Consider the following 16,295-nt stretch of genomic DNA (forward strand, 5'->3'; position numbering starts at 1 on the left):
CGATAAATTAGGCCGCCCCTTCGCAAGAATAGACGGCAATCAGCAGGGACTCAGCTCAATATGGAGATGGCCCCAAGGTATTTCAAGGTGCGGGACAGATTGTCGCAGGCCAGGCTGTCAAGCCAATGCACTTCCGGCCAGCCACGCAACCAGGTGAACTGCCGCTTGGCCAGCTGCCGGGTAGCAATGATACCGCGTTCACGCATCTCATTCTCAGTCAGCTTGCCGTCAAGGTAGTCCCAGACCTGCCTATACCCCACTGCCCGTATAGACGGCAGCCCGGCGTGCAAGTCACTTCTGGCTCGCAGCGATCGGACCTCCTCGACAAAGCCCTGTTCCAACATTTGCGAAAATCGTAACGCAATTCGCTGATGCAAAATGTGACGATCTGTAGGAGCAATCGCCAAACTCGCGACAGTATAGGGCAAATGTCCGCCAGCGCCTGCGTCTGCGCCGCGACTTTCCGCGAATTGACGCTGACGATGGACTGTCATGCTTTCGCCACTCACCCGGTATACCTCCAGCGCCCGGATCAACCGTTGCGGGTCGTTGGGGTGGATGCGCGCCGCCGACTCCGGGTCGACTTCGGCCAGCTGGCGGTGCAGCTCGGCCAGCCCCAGGGCCTCGGCCTGGGCTTCCAGCTCGGCACGTACCGCAGCATCGGCGGCCGGCATGTCGGCCAGCCCTTCGATCAACGCCTTGTAATAGAGCATGGTGCCGCCCACCAGCAAGGGGATCTTGCCGCGTGCAGTGATTTCAGCCATGGCCTCCAGGGCATCGGCACGGAACTGCGCAGCCGAGTAGCTCTCGGCCGGATCGCGAATGTCGATCAGCCGGTGCGGGTAGACGGCGAGGATTTCCTTCGAAGGCTTGGCCGAACCGATGTCCATGCCGCGGTAGACCAGGGCCGAATCGACGCTGATCAGTTCACAGGGCAGGACCTTGGTCAGTTCGATGGCCAAGTCGGTCTTGCCGGCCGCCGTCGGGCCCATCAGGAATATTGCAGGGGGCTTGCCGCTCATGTCATCGACCGCGCAGGAAGAGTTTGTCCAGGTCGTCCAGGCCCATCTGGGTCCAGGTGGGACGGCCGTGGTTGCACTGGCCACTGCGCTCGGTGTTTTCCATGTCGCGCAGCAGGGCGTTCATCTCGGGGATCGCCAGGCGCCGATTGGCGCGCACGGCCCCATGGCAAGCCATGGTGCCGAGCAGCTCGTTCAGGTGCGCCTGGATACGGTCGCTGGTGCCGTATTCCATCAGGTCGGCGAGCACATCCTGCACCAGGCGGTTGGCCTCGGCCTGCTTGAGCAACGCCGGGATCTGGCGAATCGCCAGGGTTTCCGGGCCCAGGCGCTGCAGTTCGAAGCCCAGGCGCTGGAACCACTGCGCGTGTTCTTCGGCGCAATCGGCTTCGCGCTGGCTCAGAGCCAGGGTCTCGGGCACCAGCAGCGGCTGGCCGCTGAGGCCTTCGCTGGCCATGGCCACCTTCAGGCGTTCATACATGATGCGCTCATGAGCCGCGTGCATGTCCACCAGCACCAGGCCAATGGCGTTCTCGGCCAGGATGTAGATGCCCTTGAGCTGCGCCAGCGCGTAGCCCAGCGGGGGGATATCCCCCTGGCTTTCGGGCAGCGTCGACGCCGGAACCACGCCTTCATCCAGCGGTTTGTAAAACTCGCGATACACCGCCTGCGCCTCGGCGGCCGGCAGCGGTTGCGCGGGGCGCGGGGTGTACTGGTACTGGTAACCCGCGCCACCGCCGCCACCGGCGTATGACTGCTGCGGGGCACGTGGCTGTTCGAGCACCGGCGAGGCCAGGCGCATTTCGCCCTGAGGGCCGAACTCACCAGCCTGCGGCCCGGTTGGGCGGATGATTTCAGGCACGGCGGCAGGCGCGGCCAGCTGGTCTTCCGGGCGCACGTCGGCCAAGGCGCGATGCAGGGTGCCATAGAGGAAGTCGTGCACCGAGCGCCCTTCACGGAAACGCACCTCATGCTTGGTCGGGTGCACGTTGACGTCGACGCCGTTGGGCTCCAGCTCCAGGAACAGCACGAAGGTGGGGTGCCGGCCATTGAACAGCACGTCACGGTAGGCCTGGCGCACGGCGTGGGCGACCAGCTTGTCGCGCACCGCACGGCCATTGACGAAGAAATACTGCAAGTCGGCCTGGCTGCGTGAGAAGGTTGGCAGGCCGACCCAGCCCCACAAGCGCAGGCCATTGCGCTCTACGTCGATTGGCAGCGCCTGCTCCATGAAGCCTGGGCCGCAAATGGCGCCTACCCGCCGTGCACGGGCGGTTTCGTCGTGGGCTTCGTGCAGGCTGAGAATGCTCTTGCCGTTGTGGCGCAGGTGGAAGCCGACATCGAAGCGCGCCAGCGCCAGGCGCCGGATGACTTCCTGCAGGTGGTCGAATTCGGTTTTCTCGGCTTTGAGGAACTTGCGCCGCGCCGGGGTGTTGAAGAACAGGTCGCGCACTTCCACCGACGTGCCTACCGGATGCGCCGCCGGCTGCACCCGTGGGGTCATGTCGCGGCCTTCGGTTTCCACCTGCCAGGCTTCGCTCGCACTGGCGGTACGCGAGGTCAGGGTCAGGCGTGCCACCGAGCTGATCGAGGCCAGGGCCTCACCGCGGAAGCCCAGGCTCAATACCCCTTCGAGGTCTTCCAGCTCGCGGATCTTGCTGGTGGCGTGGCGGGCCAGGGCCAGTGGCAGGTCATCGGCGGAAATGCCGCTGCCATCGTCACGCACCCGCAGCAGCTTGACGCCGCCCTGCTCTACTTCCACATCAATGCGTCGGGCACCAGAGTCCAGGCTGTTCTCCAGCAGCTCCTTGACGACCGAAGCCGGCCGCTCGACAACCTCGCCGGCGGCAATCTGGTTGGCCAGCCGCGGGCTGAGCAGCTGGATGCGCGAACCGCCACTCATTGCGCGGCCAAGGTGGTGGCAGGGATATCGAGGCGCTGGCCGACCTTCAGCTCATCGCTCTTGAGGCTGTTGGCGTTGCGCAGGCTGGTCACGCTGACCTGGTAGCGGACCGCGATCATCGCCAGGGTCTCGCCAGGACGGACCGTGTGCTCACGCGGGCCTGCGGCGATCTTGCCGGTGTCGCGCAGCCAGGCAATGTAGGTGCCAGGCGGCGGGTTCTGCTGGAAGTACTGGCGCACACCGGTGTGGATCGAACGGGCCAGGGCCTGCTGGTGGCTCGCGGTAGCAAGCTTGGCGGCTTCGTTGTTGTTCGAGATGAACCCGGTTTCAACGAGGATCGACGGGATGTCCGGCGACTTCAACACCATGAAGCCGGCCTGTTCCACACGCTGCTTGTGCAGCGAGGTGATACGCCCCATGTTGCCCAGCACCTTCTGCCCGACATTGAGGCTGGAGCTGAGCGTGGCGGTCATCGACAGGTCGAGCAATACCCCGGCGAGCATGCGGTCCTTGTCGTCGAGGCTGACGTTACCGGCACCGCCGATCAGGTCGGAACGGTTTTCCGTGTCGGCCAGCCAGCGCGCGGTTTCGGAAGTGGCGCCGCGGTCGGACAGGGCGAATACCGAGGCACCGAAGGCGGCACGGGACGGCGCGGCATCGGCATGGATCGAGATGAACAGGTCAGCGCCCTTCTTGCGGGCGATCTCGGTGCGCTTGCGCAGCGGGATGAAATAGTCGCCGGTGCGGGTCAGCTCGGCCCGGAAGCCTTTTTCGCTGTTGATCTGGCGCTGCAGTTCCTTGGCGATCTGCAGCACGATGTCCTTCTCATGCTGGCCACGCGAGCCGGAAGCGCCCGGGTCTTCGCCGCCGTGGCCGGCGTCGATGGCCACCACGATGTCGCGTTTGCCGTTGGGCACCGGCGGCAGCTTGATGGCAGGCTGGGCCGGGGTGACCGGCACGGCTGGCGTGGTTGCAGGCGCTTGCACCGGCGTCGGCGGCGGGGTTGGCGCGGTGGCGGCGATAGCGTCGGCTTCCTGGTCGTACAGGTCGACCACCAGGCGGTTGCCGTACTGGGCATTGGGCGCCAGGGTAAAGCTTTTCGGGGTGACCGATTTTTTCAGGTCGACCACCACACGCAGGTCGGTCGGGGTGCGCTGGGCCGAACGCACGCTGCTGATCGGCGTGTTGGAGGTGGCCACGTTCAATGGCGCGGCCAGGGTCGCACCATTGATGTCGATAACCAGGCGATCCGGTGCGCTCAAGGTGAAGACGCTATGCTGCACGGGGCCAGACAGGTCGAAGACCAGCCGCGTGTTGTCTGGCGCGCGCCACAGGCGCATGCTCTTGACTTGAGTGACGGCCAGAGCGTCAACGGTCACCGTTGTCAGCAGCAGCCCAACGATGGCGACCAGTGCGCGTATGCGCATACCTACCCCACTTACTGTTTATGATGTTCGGCCAGTGCCACGCACCAGGCCTCGCCGCGAGCCCCCTGCGGCGAAAGGTTCAGCGAGCGTCCGCCCGCTTGGGGGCTTATGGTAATGGTCAGGTCAGGCTTTGGCAAAACGCCCGCACCCTTTTGTGGCCACTCGAACAGGCACAGCGGGTCGCCCTCGAAATAGTCACGAATGCCCATGAATTCCAGCTCTTCCGGATCGACCAGGCGGTACAGGTCAAAGTGGAAAGCTCGGACCTCACCGATTTCGTAGGGTTCGACCACGGTGAAGGTCGGGCTTTTCACTGCACCAGTATGGCCCAGGCCACGGATCAGGCCACGCGACAGCGTGGTTTTGCCCGCGCCCAGGTCACCTTCCAGAAAGATCACGCCGTGACCGCCGGTCACCTCGGCCAGTTGTGCGCCGAATTTGACCGTGGCCGCTTCATCGGCCAGAAACAGGTTTAAGCCAGACACGCAGAATGCTCCTCCAACAACTCTCGAATGACCGGTGCCAGATCGCTGGCGGCCAGGCCTCTACCTTTGACGCCCAGGCGTTCGCCCGCACAGGCGTGCAGCCATACCCCCAGCCCAGCGGCCTGCCAGGCATCCAGGCCCTGGGCCAACAGCGCCGCCAGCACGCCGGTCAGCACATCGCCCAGGCCGGCACCGGCCATGGCCGGGTGGCCGCGCTCGCACAGCAGCAGCTGCCCGGCCGGGTCGGCGACCAGCGTGCCAGCGCCCTTGAGCACGCAGACACTGTTGTAACGCCGCGCCAGCTTGCGCGCGGCGCCCTGGCGGTCGACCTGCACCGCCTCGGTAGAAATCCCCAGCAGCCGCGCCGCTTCCCCCGGGTGCGGGGTGAGAATGCTGCCACTGGGCAAGGCCAGCGGGGTGCGCGCCAGCAAGTTCAGGGCATCGGCATCCCACACCTGCGGGCGCTCGGCATTGGCCACCGCCGACAGCAGGCTGCGGCCCCAGGCCGCCTGGCCCAGGCCGGGGCCGACCACCAGCACCGAAGCACGCTCCAGCACCGCCATCAACTGGTTGGCCGATTCGACCCCCAGGCACATGGCCTCGGGCATGCGGGTCAGGCCGGCAGCAACATGTTCAGGGCGGGTTGCCACACTGACCAGGCCGGCACCACAGCGCAGCGCGGCTTCGGCACTGAGCAACGCGGCGCCCCCGGTACCGAGGTCGCCACCGACCACCAGCACATGGCCGAAGTCGCCTTTGTGGGCCTGCGCCTGCCGCGCCGGCAGGCGGGCGACGCTCACGCTGCTGAGCAGTTGCGGGGCATGGCTGGGGTGTTTGGTCTGCGGCATGCGGTCAAAGGCTCCAATGTCTGGCAGAATTATACGCACCTGAGCCCGTTATGCCTTGCCCATCCATGTCCGCTTGTACGCCTGACCTCGCCCAACTGGCCCAATCCATCAAGATTTGGGGCCAAGAACTCGGTTTTGCCCATGTTGGCATCGCCGGGGTCGACCTTGGCGAGCACGAACATCACCTGCAACGCTGGCTCGATGCCGGCTACCAGGGCGAGATGGAATACCTCGGCGCCCATGGCAGCAAACGCGCACACCCGGAGCAACTGATCCCCGGCACGGTGCGTGTGGTATCGCTGCGCATGGATTACCTGCCCGGCGACACGCAGATGGCGCAGCGCCTGGCACAGCCGGAAAAAGCCTACGTGTCACGCTATGCCCTGGGTCGGGACTACCACAAGCTGGTGCGCAAACGCGTGCAGTTCCTGGCCGACCGCATCCAGGAAGCCATCGGCCCGTTCGGCTACCGCGCCTTCGTCGACAGCGCCCCCGTGCTGGAAAAGGCCCTGGCCGAGCAGGCCGGGCTGGGCTGGATCGGCAAGAACACGCTGTTGCTCAACCGCAAGGCAGGCAGCTACTTCTTCCTCGCCGAACTGTTCGTCGACCTGCCGCTGCCGGTGGACGAGGCCACTGCCAGCGAGCATTGCGGGCGTTGCCAGGCCTGCCTGGACATCTGCCCGACCCAGGCATTCGTCGGGCCCTATGTGCTCGATGCACGGCGTTGCATCTCCTACCTGACCATCGAGCTGAGGGGGCCGATCCCGGTCGAACTGCGCGCCAAGATGGGTAACCGGGTGTTCGGTTGCGATGATTGCCAGATCGTCTGCCCGTGGAACCGCTTTGCCAGGCCCAGCCAGGAGCAGGACTTCCAGCCACGCCATGGCCTGGAAAACGCCGAACTGGCCGAGATGTTCCTGTGGGATGAACGGACCTTCCTGCGCAAGACCGAGGGCGGGCCGCTGCGCCGGGCCGGGTACGAGCGCTGGTTGCGCAACCTGGCGGTGGGGCTGGGCAATGCGCCGTCGACGATCCCGGTCATCGAAGCCTTGAAAGCGCGGCGCGAGGATGCCTCGGAGCTGGTGCGCGAACATGTGGAGTGGGCGTTGGCGCAGCACGGCGTTCAATAGCGAACCAGCCCCAGAGCTTACGCCACCCTTGTGGGAGCGGGCGTGCCCGCGAATCAGACAACGCGGTGGATGGCACCGGCTCTGCCGGTGTTCGCGGGCACGCCCGCTCCCACAGGGGCCATGTTGTGCCAGAACTGCGTTACTGCTGGTCGTTGTAGTGGAACTTGGGCATTTCCCAGTGGAAGCGGATCGCCAGCAGGCGCAACAGGAAGCCGCCAAACAACGTCAGCAGCATCGCCTGCTCCGCCGGCACCTTGAAGTACACGCAGCCCAGGTAGAACCAGGCCGCCGCAAACGAGACACTGGCGTACAACTCGCGACGGAACACCAAGGGAATGTCGTTGCAGAAGATGTCCCGCAGGATCCCGCCAAACACCCCGGTAATGACCCCACTGAGGGATGCCACCAGCATGCCCTGCCCCATCTCCAGCGCAGTCATGCAGCCAATCAGGGTAAAGGCCACCAGCCCCAGGGCATCGAGCACCAGGAACAGCGAGCGCAAGCGGCGCATCATCGGCGCGATGAAAATGGTCAGCAGCGCTGCACAACTGGTCAGTACCAGGTACTCCGGGTGCTTCACCCAGGTCAGCGGGTAGTGCCCGAGCAGCACGTCACGCACCGAGCCGCCACCCAGGGCGGTGACGCAGGCGATCAGCACCACGCCGAACCAGTCCATGCCACGACGGCCGGCAGACAACGCACCGGTCATGGCTTCGGCGGTGATGGCAATCAGGTAGAGCATCAACAACATGGCGCGGGGTCCGTGCGGGCAGGCGAGAAAGGCGCGCAGTCTAACCAGTTGCACATGGCACCAAAAGGGGGCGCAGAGAGAATATCTGCGCCTTTTCGACTCACAGCTTGATGAAGTGCTCGCGGTAGTGGCGCAGCTCGGCGATCGATTCGCGGATGTCGTCCAGCGCCAGGTGGGTGTTGCCTTTCTTGAAGCTGTCACGCACCGATGGCGCCCAGCGTGCAGCGAGCTCCTTCAAGGTCGAGACATCCAGGTTGCGGTAGTGGAAGTAGTTTTCCAGGTTGCGCATATGGCGGTAGAGGAAGCGCCGGTCCTGGCAGATGCTGTTGCCGCAGATCGGCGACTTGCCTTTTGGCACCCACTGTTCGAGGAAGGCGATGGTCTGCGCCTCGGCTTCAGCCATGCCCACCTTGCTCTCGCGCACGCGCTGGGTCAGGCCCGAAGCGCCATGGGTGCGGGTGTTCCACTCGTCCATGCGTGCCAGCACTTCATCACTGTGGTGGATGGCGATCACCGGCCCTTCGGCCAGGGTGTTCAGCTCGCTGTCGGTAACGATGGTGGCCATCTCGATAATGACGTCGCTGTCCGGATCCAGGCCGGTCATTTCCAGGTCGATCCAGATCAGGTTCTGTGGGTTTTGCATGCAGGGGCTCCTCGTATAGGCGTTCATAGTAGCGTAGTGGCCAGGGCGCGCCCATTCACGGCACGAAGGCCAGCGAAATGATCCGCTGCCTGGCGTGCTAAACTGCCTGCCGTTTTCAACCCGCCCCACCACGCACGGAACCTTCATGGCCAAACGCCAGCTCAACCGCCGCCAGAACTGGCGCATCGAAAAAATCCAGAACGAGCGCGCCGCGCGTGCGGCCAAACGCGAGCAGCACGTGCTGCAGGAACTGGAGGGTGGCGACCTGGGGCCGGAGCAGCTGGGCCTGGTGATCGCGCACTTCGGTGTGCAGGTAGAAGTGGAGGCTCAGGACGGCGAAGCCGCAGGCCAGGTGTTCCGCTGCCATCTGCGCGCCAACCTGCCGGCATTGGTCACCGGCGACCGCGTGGTCTGGCGCGCGGGCAACCAGGGCATCGGCGTGATCGTCGCGCAGATGCCGCGCAGCACCGAGCTGTGTCGGCCGAACAACCACGGCCAGTTGAAGCCGGTGGCGGCCAACGTCGACCTGATCGTGATCGTCTTCGCTCCCGCTCCCGAACCGCACCCCAACCTGATCGACCGTTACCTGGTCGCGGCGGAGCACGCCGGTATTCGCCCGCTGCTGCTGCTGAACAAGGCCGACCTGATCGATGAGCAGAACGGCCCGGGCCTGCAGGCGTTGCTGGAGGTCTACCGCGAGCTGGGCTACCCGCTGCTGGAAGTATCGGCACACCAGGGTGACGGCATGCAACGCCTGCAGCAGATGCTCGACGGCCACATCAGCGTGTTCGTCGGCCAGTCGGGGGTGGGCAAGTCGTCGCTGGTCAACAGCCTGCTGCCGGACGCCGGTACCCGCGTCGGCGACCTGTCGGAATGGTCTGGCCAGGGCACCCACACCACCACCACCGCGCGGCTGTACCACTTCCCTAATGGCGGGGACCTGATCGACTCACCGGGCATCCGCGAATTCGGCCTCGGCCACGTCAGCCGCAGCGATGTGGAAGATGGCTTCATCGAGTTCCGCGACCTGTTCGGCACCTGCCGCTTCCGCGATTGCAAGCATGATCGCGAACCGGGCTGTGCGCTGCTCAAGGCGCTGGATGAGGGGCGCATCAAGCCGCAGCGCATGAGCAGCTACCGCTCCATCATTGCCAGCCTGCCGGAAGACGCTTACTGACCTGCCCGCTCCCGCAGGTACTACACAAGGCTCAAGGGCCACGCCGATCCTGTGGGAGCGGGCGTGCCCGCGAAGCAGGCACCGCGGTGGTTGGCACGGGCTTCGCCCGTGTTCGCGGGCAAGCCCGCTCCCACAGGTTCCGCGCTTGCTTCAGCTACAGCGCGATCCTGTAGGGTTTACTGCTCCTTGGACTCATCCATCTTCAACGTCCCCTCTTCGAAGATGTTCAGCTTCTGGCGCAGTTCACGCGGCTGCATGGGTGCCTGCTCGGTCCCCCCTGGCACAGCCGGTGCCGCAGTGGCCGGAGGTGTAGGCTCGGCAGCCGGTGCTTCTGGCGCGCCCTGCTCACCCTCGATGTTGCGCTGGGCCTTTTTGGTCAGCACGATGATGTCGATGCGGCGGTTGACCGGGTTGAACGGGTTGTTGCGGTCGAACAGCGACGACGAGGCATAACCCACCACCCGCGCCACCTGGCCATCCGGATAGCCACCGGCCACCAGCGCACGACGCGCGGCGTTGGCGCGGTTGGCCGACAGCTCCCAGTTGCCGAACTCACCACTGCCTGCATACGGCTTGGCATCGGTGTGGCCGCTGATGCTGATCTTGTTCGGCACCGCCTTGATGGTGTCGGCCATGGCCAGCAGGATGTCTTCGAAGTACGGCTGCAGGCGCGCGCTGCCGATGTCGAACATTGGCCGGTTCTCGGCATCCATGATCTGGATGCGCAGGCCGTCCTGGGTGATCTCGAACAGGATCTGGTCCTTGAACTTCTGCAGCTGCGGGTTTTCCTCGACCTTGTTCTGCAGCTCCTGCAGCAACAACTCCAGGCGCTCGCGCTCGACCTGCTCGGCCATGGTCTCGACCTGGTCCTTGTCCAGCTGGATGCTGGTATCAGGCGTCGGCTCGGACTTGGCTTCGGGGTTGATGGTCTTTTCCGGCGCCAGCTGCGGCGAGCCACCCAGGTCAATGATGTAGGGCGTACCGCTTTCCGAGAAGCCGATCGGGTCCTTGAAGTAACCGGCGATGGCGATCTTCTGTTCCGGCGTGGCCGTGGACAACAGCCACAGCACCAGGAAGAACGCCATCATCGCCGTGGCGAAGTCGGCAAAGGCGATTTTCCAGGCGCCGCCGTGATGGCCGCCGCCATAACGCTTGACGCGCTTGACGATGATGGGCTGATTGTTCTCCATGACTCAGCGACCGCGAACCGCTTGTTCCAGTTCGGCAAAGCTTGGACGGTGCTTGGGGTACAGCACCTTGCGCCCGAATTCCACCGCCAGCGAAGGTGGCATGCCCGAGGCCGAGGCCACCAGCGAAGCCTTGATCGATTCGTAGAGGTTCAGTTCTTCCTTGGCATCGTGCTCCAGGCACTTGGCCAGCGGGCCAAAGAAGCCGTAGGCCGCCAGAATACCGAAGAAGGTACCTACCAGCGCCGCACCCACATGGAGGCCGATGGAGGCCTGGTCACCCTCGCCGAGCGAGGCCATGGTCACCACGATGCCCAGTACCGCCGCAACGATACCGAAGCCTGGCATGCCGTCGGCGATGCCATTCACCGCATGCGACGGATGCTCGAGCTCTTCCTTCATGCTCAACAGCTCCATGTCGAACAGGCCTTCGAGCTCGTGCGGCGCCATGTTGCCGGTGGACATGATGCGCAGGTAGTCGCAGATGAATGCGGTCATGCGCTCGTCGGCCAGCACTGTCGGGTACTTGGCGAAGATCGGGCTGGCTGCGGCATCCTCGATGTCGGCCTCGATGGCCATCATGCCTTCACGACGGCTCTTGTTGAGGATCTCGTACACCAGGCCCAGCACTTCCAGGTAGAAGGCATGGCTGAAGCGCGAGCCGAACATCTTCATCGACTTCTTGATGACGTGCATGGTCATGTGGCCAGGGTTGGCCTGCAGGAATGCACCGAAGGCCGCACCGCCGATGATCAGTACTTCGAACGGCTGGATCAGTGCCGCGATCTTACCGTGGGAGAGTACGTATCCGCCGAGCACGCTCGCGAATACGACGATGATGCCGATAATTTTAGCCATAGGTTCAAAGCACTTGCTGTCGTGGTCAGGGGAAGAGACGGGAGCCTGAAAACTCTTCTTCTACTTATCGGCAGAACTGCGCCAGACTATAGCCACTCATTGCGAAAAGCCAGTTCGGACTGATGTCAAAATGACAATTGAAACCAAGGTGCCCGCTCAGGCCCCGCGTACGCTAGAGGCCTGGGTAAAGCTGCTCGAGAGTATTCGCATCCCCGTGCCGAAGCACAGCTACGACCGGGTCATGAACGCCATCCACGATAGCCGCCGCTCGCTGCGCGATATCGCCGAACTGATGCAGGATAGCCCGGCACTGGTGCTGTCGGTGATGCGCGAAGCCAATCACCCCACCAACGCCAGCCTCGCCGAACCGGCCGAGAGCCTGGAAATCGCCCTCAACCGCCTCGGCCTGGAGCGCAGCGAACAGCTGCTCAAGCGCCTGCCGGCGGTGCCCGCCGAAGAGATCCCACCGGTACTGTGCCAGTTCCAGCTGATCAGCCAGCACGCCTCGCAGCAGGCCAGCGGCCTGTTCGCCAGCCGCCTGGCACGGCTGTGGCAGGAAATCCACTGGGGCAGCCTGCTGTTCCTGTCGCCACTCTGGCCGCTGGCGCTGGCCTACCCCAAGTTGCTCGACACCTGGGAACTGCGGGTTATCCACAAGGGCGAGGACGCCGCCCATGTCGAGCAGGAGCTGTTTGGCGTGCGCATTCTCACGCTGTGCCAGGCCATGGCAGAGTTCTGGCGCCTGCCACAATGGGTGACCCAGGGTTATCACCTGCTGCTGGACGAGCGCGAACAACTGGCCCAGGTGCTTGCCATCGCCCGCGACCCGGACCTGCTCAGCCAACAGCATCGCCTGGACGCCGAGCCTGGCCTGCGCCGCTGGTTCAACCAGCCGGCCAACACCGTGCTGCTGGCCAACAACCTGGCCCTGGCGGCGCAGGTGGGCTGGGACAACCCGCACCTGCTGCGCTGGCAGCTATTAACCGCACTGTACCTGCAGACCTCGCTGGAAGACGTGCAGCAACAGGTGCACCAGCAGGCTGCGGCAAGTGCGCGTCGCCACGCCCAGCACGCCCTGTTCCACCCGGCCGAAGCGCTGATCTGGCCTTGGCACCAGCGCCGTCCGCACCCGGACATGCTGGCACCGCCACCGCCCAGCAACGACGAGCTGACACGCTGGCGCAAGCTGTGCCAGCACCTGCTGGCCCAGCCCAGCCCGTTCACCAACAGCGTGCACCTGGCCACCCAGGCCCTCGAGGCCCTGCTGGCCTGCGGCATGCAGCGCGTCCTGCTGCTGAGCCTGGACAAGGCCAGCGATCAGCTGCGTGTGCAGCAGTTCGCCGGCCTGCCCAAGGAGGCCGGGGCGCTTGCCCTGCAAGTGTCAGAGAACAAACTGCTGCAAAAGCTGCTGGCCCAGGCCGGCCAATTGCGCATCACCCCGGAAAACCACAGCCAGCTCTCGGCGCTGCTGCCGGCCCCGCTGCGGGCGTTGTTCAACAGCGAACACGCACTGCTACGCTCGTTGGCGGTCAATGACCAAGTGTTGATGCTGGTGGTAGCCGACCAAGGCAGCCGACCATTGGCCGATGTCAGCGTGCAAGCCTTCGGCAAGACGGCACAATGCACCGAGCGGGCGCTGTCGGTGTTCGCCAACCGCAAGGCCTGAGCCTTGCGCTACAATCGCCCCTCTTTCCACACTGGAGACCGTGGATGACTGACTTTTCCGGCCTGCCGTTGGTGATCGAAGCCGCAGACCTGCTGCCACGCCTGGACTCGAAACAGCTGATCCTGGTCGACCTGAGCAGCAGCAACCGCTATGTCAGCGGGCATATCCCCGGCGCACGCTTCGTCGAAGGCAAGCGCACCCAGCTCGGCCAGCCGCCTGCGCCCGGCTTGCTGCCGGCCCAGGCCGATCTGGAGAAGCTGTTCAGTGAACTCGGCCACCGCGACGACGCGGTATACGTGGTGTACGACGACGAAGGCGGTGGCTGGGCCGGGCGCTTCATCTGGCTGCTCGATGTGATCGGCCATAAGCACTATCACTACCTGAATGGCGGCATTCAGGCCTGGCCGGCCGACAAGCTCTCCACCGAAGTGCCCGCCAGCGGTAATTCCCCTGTGCAGCTGCGCATCGACACGGCGCCCACCGCCACCCGTGAGTACCTGCAAAGCCGCCTGGGCGCGCACGACCTGGTCATCTGGGATGCCCGTGGTCCGCAGGAGTTTCGCGGCGAGAAGGTGCTGGCAGCTCGGGGCGGCCATATTCCCGGCGCGATCAACTTCGAGTGGACAGCCGGCATGGACCTCAACGACCACCTGCGCATCCGCCCGGACATCGCCGAAGTCCTGCTGAACCTGGGGATCACCCCCGACAAGGAAGTGATCACCCATTGCCAATCCCACCGCCGCTCCGGTTTCACCTACCTGGTGGCCAAGGCCCTCGGCTACCCACGCGTCAAGGCCTACGCCGGCTCGTGGAGCGAATGGGGCAACCACCCGGACACGCCTGTAGAAGTTTAAGGAACCTGCATGAAATCCCGTTTGTTCATCATCAGCCAGTACCTGCTGCCGCACCATCTGCTGTCGCGCCTGGCCGGCTGCATCGCCGAATGCCGCGTGCGCTGGTTCAAGAATGCCTTTACCGCCTGGTTCGCCAAGCGCTACCAGGTGAACATGGCCGAAGCCCTGGTCGAAGACTTGAGCGCCTACGAGCACTTCAACGCGTTCTTCACCCGTGCCCTGAAGCCAGGCGCGCGCCCGCTGGATGAAACCCCGGGTGCCATCCTGTGCCCGGCCGACGGTGCCGTCAGCCAGCTTGGCCCGATCGAGCACGGCCGCATCTTCCAGGCCAAGGGCCACGGCTTCAGCGCGCAGGAACTGCTGGGCGGCGACCCGGCGATGGCCGCGCCATTCATGGGCGGCGAGTTCGCCACCATCTACCTGTCGCCCAAGGACTACCACCGCGTGCACATGCCGCTGGCTGGCACCCTGCGTGAAATGGTCTACGTGCCGGGCCGCCTGTTCTCGGTCAACCAGACCACCGCCGAGAACGTCCCCGAGCTGTTCGCCCGCAATGAACGCGTGGTGTGCCTGTTCGATACCGAACGCGGGCCGATGGCCGTGGTGCTGGTGGGGGCGATGATCGTCGCCTCGATCGAAACCGTGTGGGCCGGGCTGGTGACGCCGCCCAAGCGCGAGCTGAAGACCTTCCGTTACGACGAAGCCAGCCGCGCGCCGATCCACCTGGAAAAAGGCGCCGAGCTGGGCCGCTTCAAGCTGGGCTCGACCGCTATCGTGCTGTTCGGGCCAGAGCAGGTGAAATGGGCCGAGACGCTGGGGGCCGGCTCTGCGGTGCGCATGGGGCAACAGTTGGCGATGCCTGCGCAGGCTTGATTGCCTGATAGAACCTGGGGCCGCTTTGCGGCCCTATCGCGACACGAGGCCGCTCCTACAGGATTTTCGCAGTTTCAAATATTGCACTGCCCTGTAGGAGCGGCCTCGTGTCGCGATAGGGCTGCGAAGCAGCCCCAAGACTCTCGAATCAGCCGCGCGCGTCGCGGTCACGTACGCCCAGCAGGTACAACACCCCATCCAGCCCCAGGGTGGAAATCGCCTGCTTGGCCGACTGGCGTACCAGCGGCTTGGCGCGGAACGCCACGCCCAGGCCAGCCAACGACAGCATCGGCAGGTCGTTGGCGCCATCGCCCACGGCGATGGTCTGCTCCAGTTCCAGGCCTTCTTCGCTGGCCAGCTTCTGCAGCAGCTCGGCCTTGCGCTGGGCATCGACAATCGGCTCCACGGCCACGCCGGTCACCTTGCCATCGACCACTTCCAGCTCGTTGGCGAACACGTAGTCGATACCCAGGCGCGCCTGCACCTGGCGCGCAAAGTAACTAAAGCCACCGGACAGGATCGCGGTCTTGTAACCCAGGCGCTTGAGTTCAGCGAACAGGTTCTCGGCCCCCTCGGTCAGGCGCAGCGACGCGCCGATCTCGTCCAATACCCCCACATCCAGGCCCTTGAGCAGTGCCATGCGCTCTTTGAAGCTGGCACGGAAATCCAGCTCGCCGCGCATCGCGCGCTCGGTGATGGCCGCCACCTGCTCGCCTACCCCGGCAGCCTTGGCCAGTTCGTCGATGACTTCGGCTTCGATCAGCGTCGAGTCCATGTCGAACACCGCCAGGCGGCGGTTGCGGCGGAACAGGTCGTCCTTCTGGAAGGCGATGTCGATGCTCAGTTCCTCGGCCAGGGCGAAGAAATCGGCACGCAGGGCCTGGCCATCGCTCGGCACGCCACGCACGGAAATCTCGATAGCCGCCTTGCCTTTGTCGACGTGGGCGTCCAGCGCCACACGGGCCGACAGGCGCTCGATACGCTCGATGGTCAGGCCGTACTGGCTGATCACCGCACTCACCCGCTGCAGTTGTTCGGGGGTGATCTTGCGGCTGAGCAGGGTGACGATGTGGCGCGCCTCGCCCTGGCCGTCGGCCCAGTGCTGGTAGTCCGCCTCGGAAATCGGCGTGTAGCGGGCCTGCAGGTTCAGTTCGTGGGCCTTGGCCTGCACGCTTTGCAGCAGGGCGGTAGCCACTTCGTTGTCCGGGATATCGACCAGGATGCCGAACGACAGGGTGCCGTGCATGACGGCCAGGCCGATGTCGAGGATACTCACACCGCCCTGCAGCAGGACGCCGGTGATGGCCGCAGTGAGACCGGGACGGTCCTCACCGGTGATGTTGATCAGGACGATTTCGCGCACAACCTGGCTCCGACTTCGATGAAAAATGCGCATTCTACCGATTTTCCGTGACCATCGGGCGCCAACGATACTTTGCCGACAAAACCCGGCTCGCTATACTCCCCACACTTC

Annotated in this window: 15 protein-coding genes; 5 read left to right on the forward strand and 10 right to left on the reverse strand. The window is 64.8% G+C overall.

Annotation, left to right across the window (positions count from 1 at the left end):
• Nucleotides 1-50: 50 nt before the first annotated feature.
• Genes miaA through JKP78_RS06730 form a run of 5 tightly spaced genes read right to left on the reverse strand, consistent with a single transcriptional unit; the run spans nucleotide 51 to nucleotide 5,682 of the window.
• Nucleotides 51-1,022, reverse strand: a complete 972-nt coding sequence (miaA, locus tag JKP78_RS06710; RefSeq protein ID WP_200626320.1) for a tRNA (adenosine(37)-N6)-dimethylallyltransferase MiaA — start codon at nucleotides 1,020-1,022, stop codon at nucleotides 51-53.
• Between the two features lies 1 nt (nucleotide 1,023).
• Nucleotides 1,024-2,922, reverse strand: a complete 1,899-nt coding sequence (gene mutL / locus JKP78_RS06715) for a DNA mismatch repair endonuclease MutL (protein ID WP_200626322.1) — start codon at nucleotides 2,920-2,922, stop codon at nucleotides 1,024-1,026.
• Complete coding sequence (locus JKP78_RS06720; protein WP_200626324.1) at nucleotides 2,919-4,349, reverse strand: N-acetylmuramoyl-L-alanine amidase; 1,431 nt, start codon at nucleotides 4,347-4,349, stop codon at nucleotides 2,919-2,921. The genes mutL and JKP78_RS06720 overlap by 4 nt, the downstream gene beginning before the upstream one ends.
• Nucleotides 4,350-4,360: 11 nt before the next feature.
• Complete coding sequence (tsaE, locus tag JKP78_RS06725; RefSeq protein WP_189665780.1) at nucleotides 4,361-4,819, reverse strand: tRNA (adenosine(37)-N6)-threonylcarbamoyltransferase complex ATPase subunit type 1 TsaE; 459 nt, start codon at nucleotides 4,817-4,819, stop codon at nucleotides 4,361-4,363.
• Nucleotides 4,820-4,821: 2 nt separating this feature from the next.
• The gene (locus JKP78_RS06730; protein ID WP_170033021.1) at nucleotides 4,822-5,682 is read right to left on the reverse strand and encodes an NAD(P)H-hydrate dehydratase; all 861 of its coding nucleotides are present in this window, start codon (nucleotides 5,680-5,682) and stop codon (nucleotides 4,822-4,824) included.
• 65 nt (nucleotides 5,683-5,747) lie between these two features.
• Between JKP78_RS06730 and queG the strand changes: the two genes are divergently transcribed.
• On the forward strand, nucleotides 5,748-6,812 hold the full coding sequence (gene queG, locus JKP78_RS06735; protein ID WP_170034311.1) for a tRNA epoxyqueuosine(34) reductase QueG: 1,065 nt from the start codon (nucleotides 5,748-5,750) through the stop codon (nucleotides 6,810-6,812).
• A gap of 139 nt (nucleotides 6,813-6,951) precedes the next feature.
• Here the strand turns inward: queG and JKP78_RS06740 are convergent, their stop codons facing one another.
• Together JKP78_RS06740 and orn are read right to left on the reverse strand one after the other, a co-directional pair.
• A complete protein-coding gene (locus tag JKP78_RS06740) occupies nucleotides 6,952-7,563 on the reverse strand; it encodes a trimeric intracellular cation channel family protein (protein ID WP_170033022.1) in 612 nt (203 codons plus the stop codon).
• 100 nt (nucleotides 7,564-7,663) lie between these two features.
• Nucleotides 7,664-8,206, reverse strand: coding sequence for an oligoribonuclease (orn, locus tag JKP78_RS06745; protein WP_170033023.1), 543 nt, complete (start codon nucleotides 8,204-8,206; stop codon nucleotides 7,664-7,666).
• Between the two features lie 145 nt (nucleotides 8,207-8,351).
• On the opposite strand from orn, the gene rsgA reads away from it, so the two are divergent.
• Nucleotides 8,352-9,383 (forward strand): small ribosomal subunit biogenesis GTPase RsgA, encoded by a 1,032-nt coding sequence (gene rsgA / locus JKP78_RS06750; protein WP_170033024.1) that lies wholly within the window; start codon nucleotides 8,352-8,354, stop codon nucleotides 9,381-9,383.
• Nucleotides 9,384-9,559: 176 nt separating this feature from the next.
• On the opposite strand, the gene motB is transcribed toward rsgA, so the two are convergent.
• Nucleotides 9,560-10,573 (reverse strand): flagellar motor protein MotB, encoded by a 1,014-nt coding sequence (motB, locus tag JKP78_RS06755; protein WP_200626326.1) that lies wholly within the window; start codon nucleotides 10,571-10,573, stop codon nucleotides 9,560-9,562.
• A gap of 3 nt (nucleotides 10,574-10,576) precedes the next feature.
• Nucleotides 10,577-11,428 carry a flagellar motor stator protein MotA gene (gene motA, locus JKP78_RS06760; protein ID WP_186686446.1) on the reverse strand — a complete coding sequence of 284 codons (852 nt, stop codon included), beginning with the start codon at nucleotides 11,426-11,428 and terminating at the stop codon, nucleotides 10,577-10,579.
• Nucleotides 11,429-11,558: 130 nt separating this feature from the next.
• On the opposite strand from motA, the gene JKP78_RS06765 reads away from it, so the two are divergent.
• From JKP78_RS06765 to asd, 3 genes are read left to right on the forward strand one after another with little or no spacing between them, the layout of a single operon-like run.
• Nucleotides 11,559-13,094 carry an HDOD domain-containing protein gene (locus JKP78_RS06765; RefSeq protein WP_186686444.1) on the forward strand — a complete coding sequence of 512 codons (1,536 nt, stop codon included), beginning with the start codon at nucleotides 11,559-11,561 and terminating at the stop codon, nucleotides 13,092-13,094.
• Nucleotides 13,095-13,138: 44 nt separating this feature from the next.
• Nucleotides 13,139-13,948 carry a rhodanese-like domain-containing protein gene (locus tag JKP78_RS06770; protein ID WP_186686442.1) on the forward strand — a complete coding sequence of 270 codons (810 nt, stop codon included), beginning with the start codon at nucleotides 13,139-13,141 and terminating at the stop codon, nucleotides 13,946-13,948.
• A 9-nt stretch (nucleotides 13,949-13,957) separates the two neighbouring features.
• The gene (gene asd, locus JKP78_RS06775; RefSeq protein WP_186686439.1) at nucleotides 13,958-14,821 is read left to right on the forward strand and encodes an archaetidylserine decarboxylase; all 864 of its coding nucleotides are present in this window, start codon (nucleotides 13,958-13,960) and stop codon (nucleotides 14,819-14,821) included.
• A gap of 148 nt (nucleotides 14,822-14,969) precedes the next feature.
• Here asd and serB read toward each other — a convergent pair whose 3' ends face one another.
• Nucleotides 14,970-16,184, reverse strand: a complete 1,215-nt coding sequence (gene serB / locus JKP78_RS06780) for a phosphoserine phosphatase SerB (protein ID WP_200626328.1) — start codon at nucleotides 16,182-16,184, stop codon at nucleotides 14,970-14,972.
• Nucleotides 16,185-16,295 lie beyond the last annotated feature (111 nt).

The organism is Pseudomonas sp. LAM2023 (genome assembly GCF_016620375.1).
GTDB lineage: Bacteria > Pseudomonadota > Gammaproteobacteria > Pseudomonadales > Pseudomonadaceae > Aquipseudomonas > Aquipseudomonas anuradhapurensis.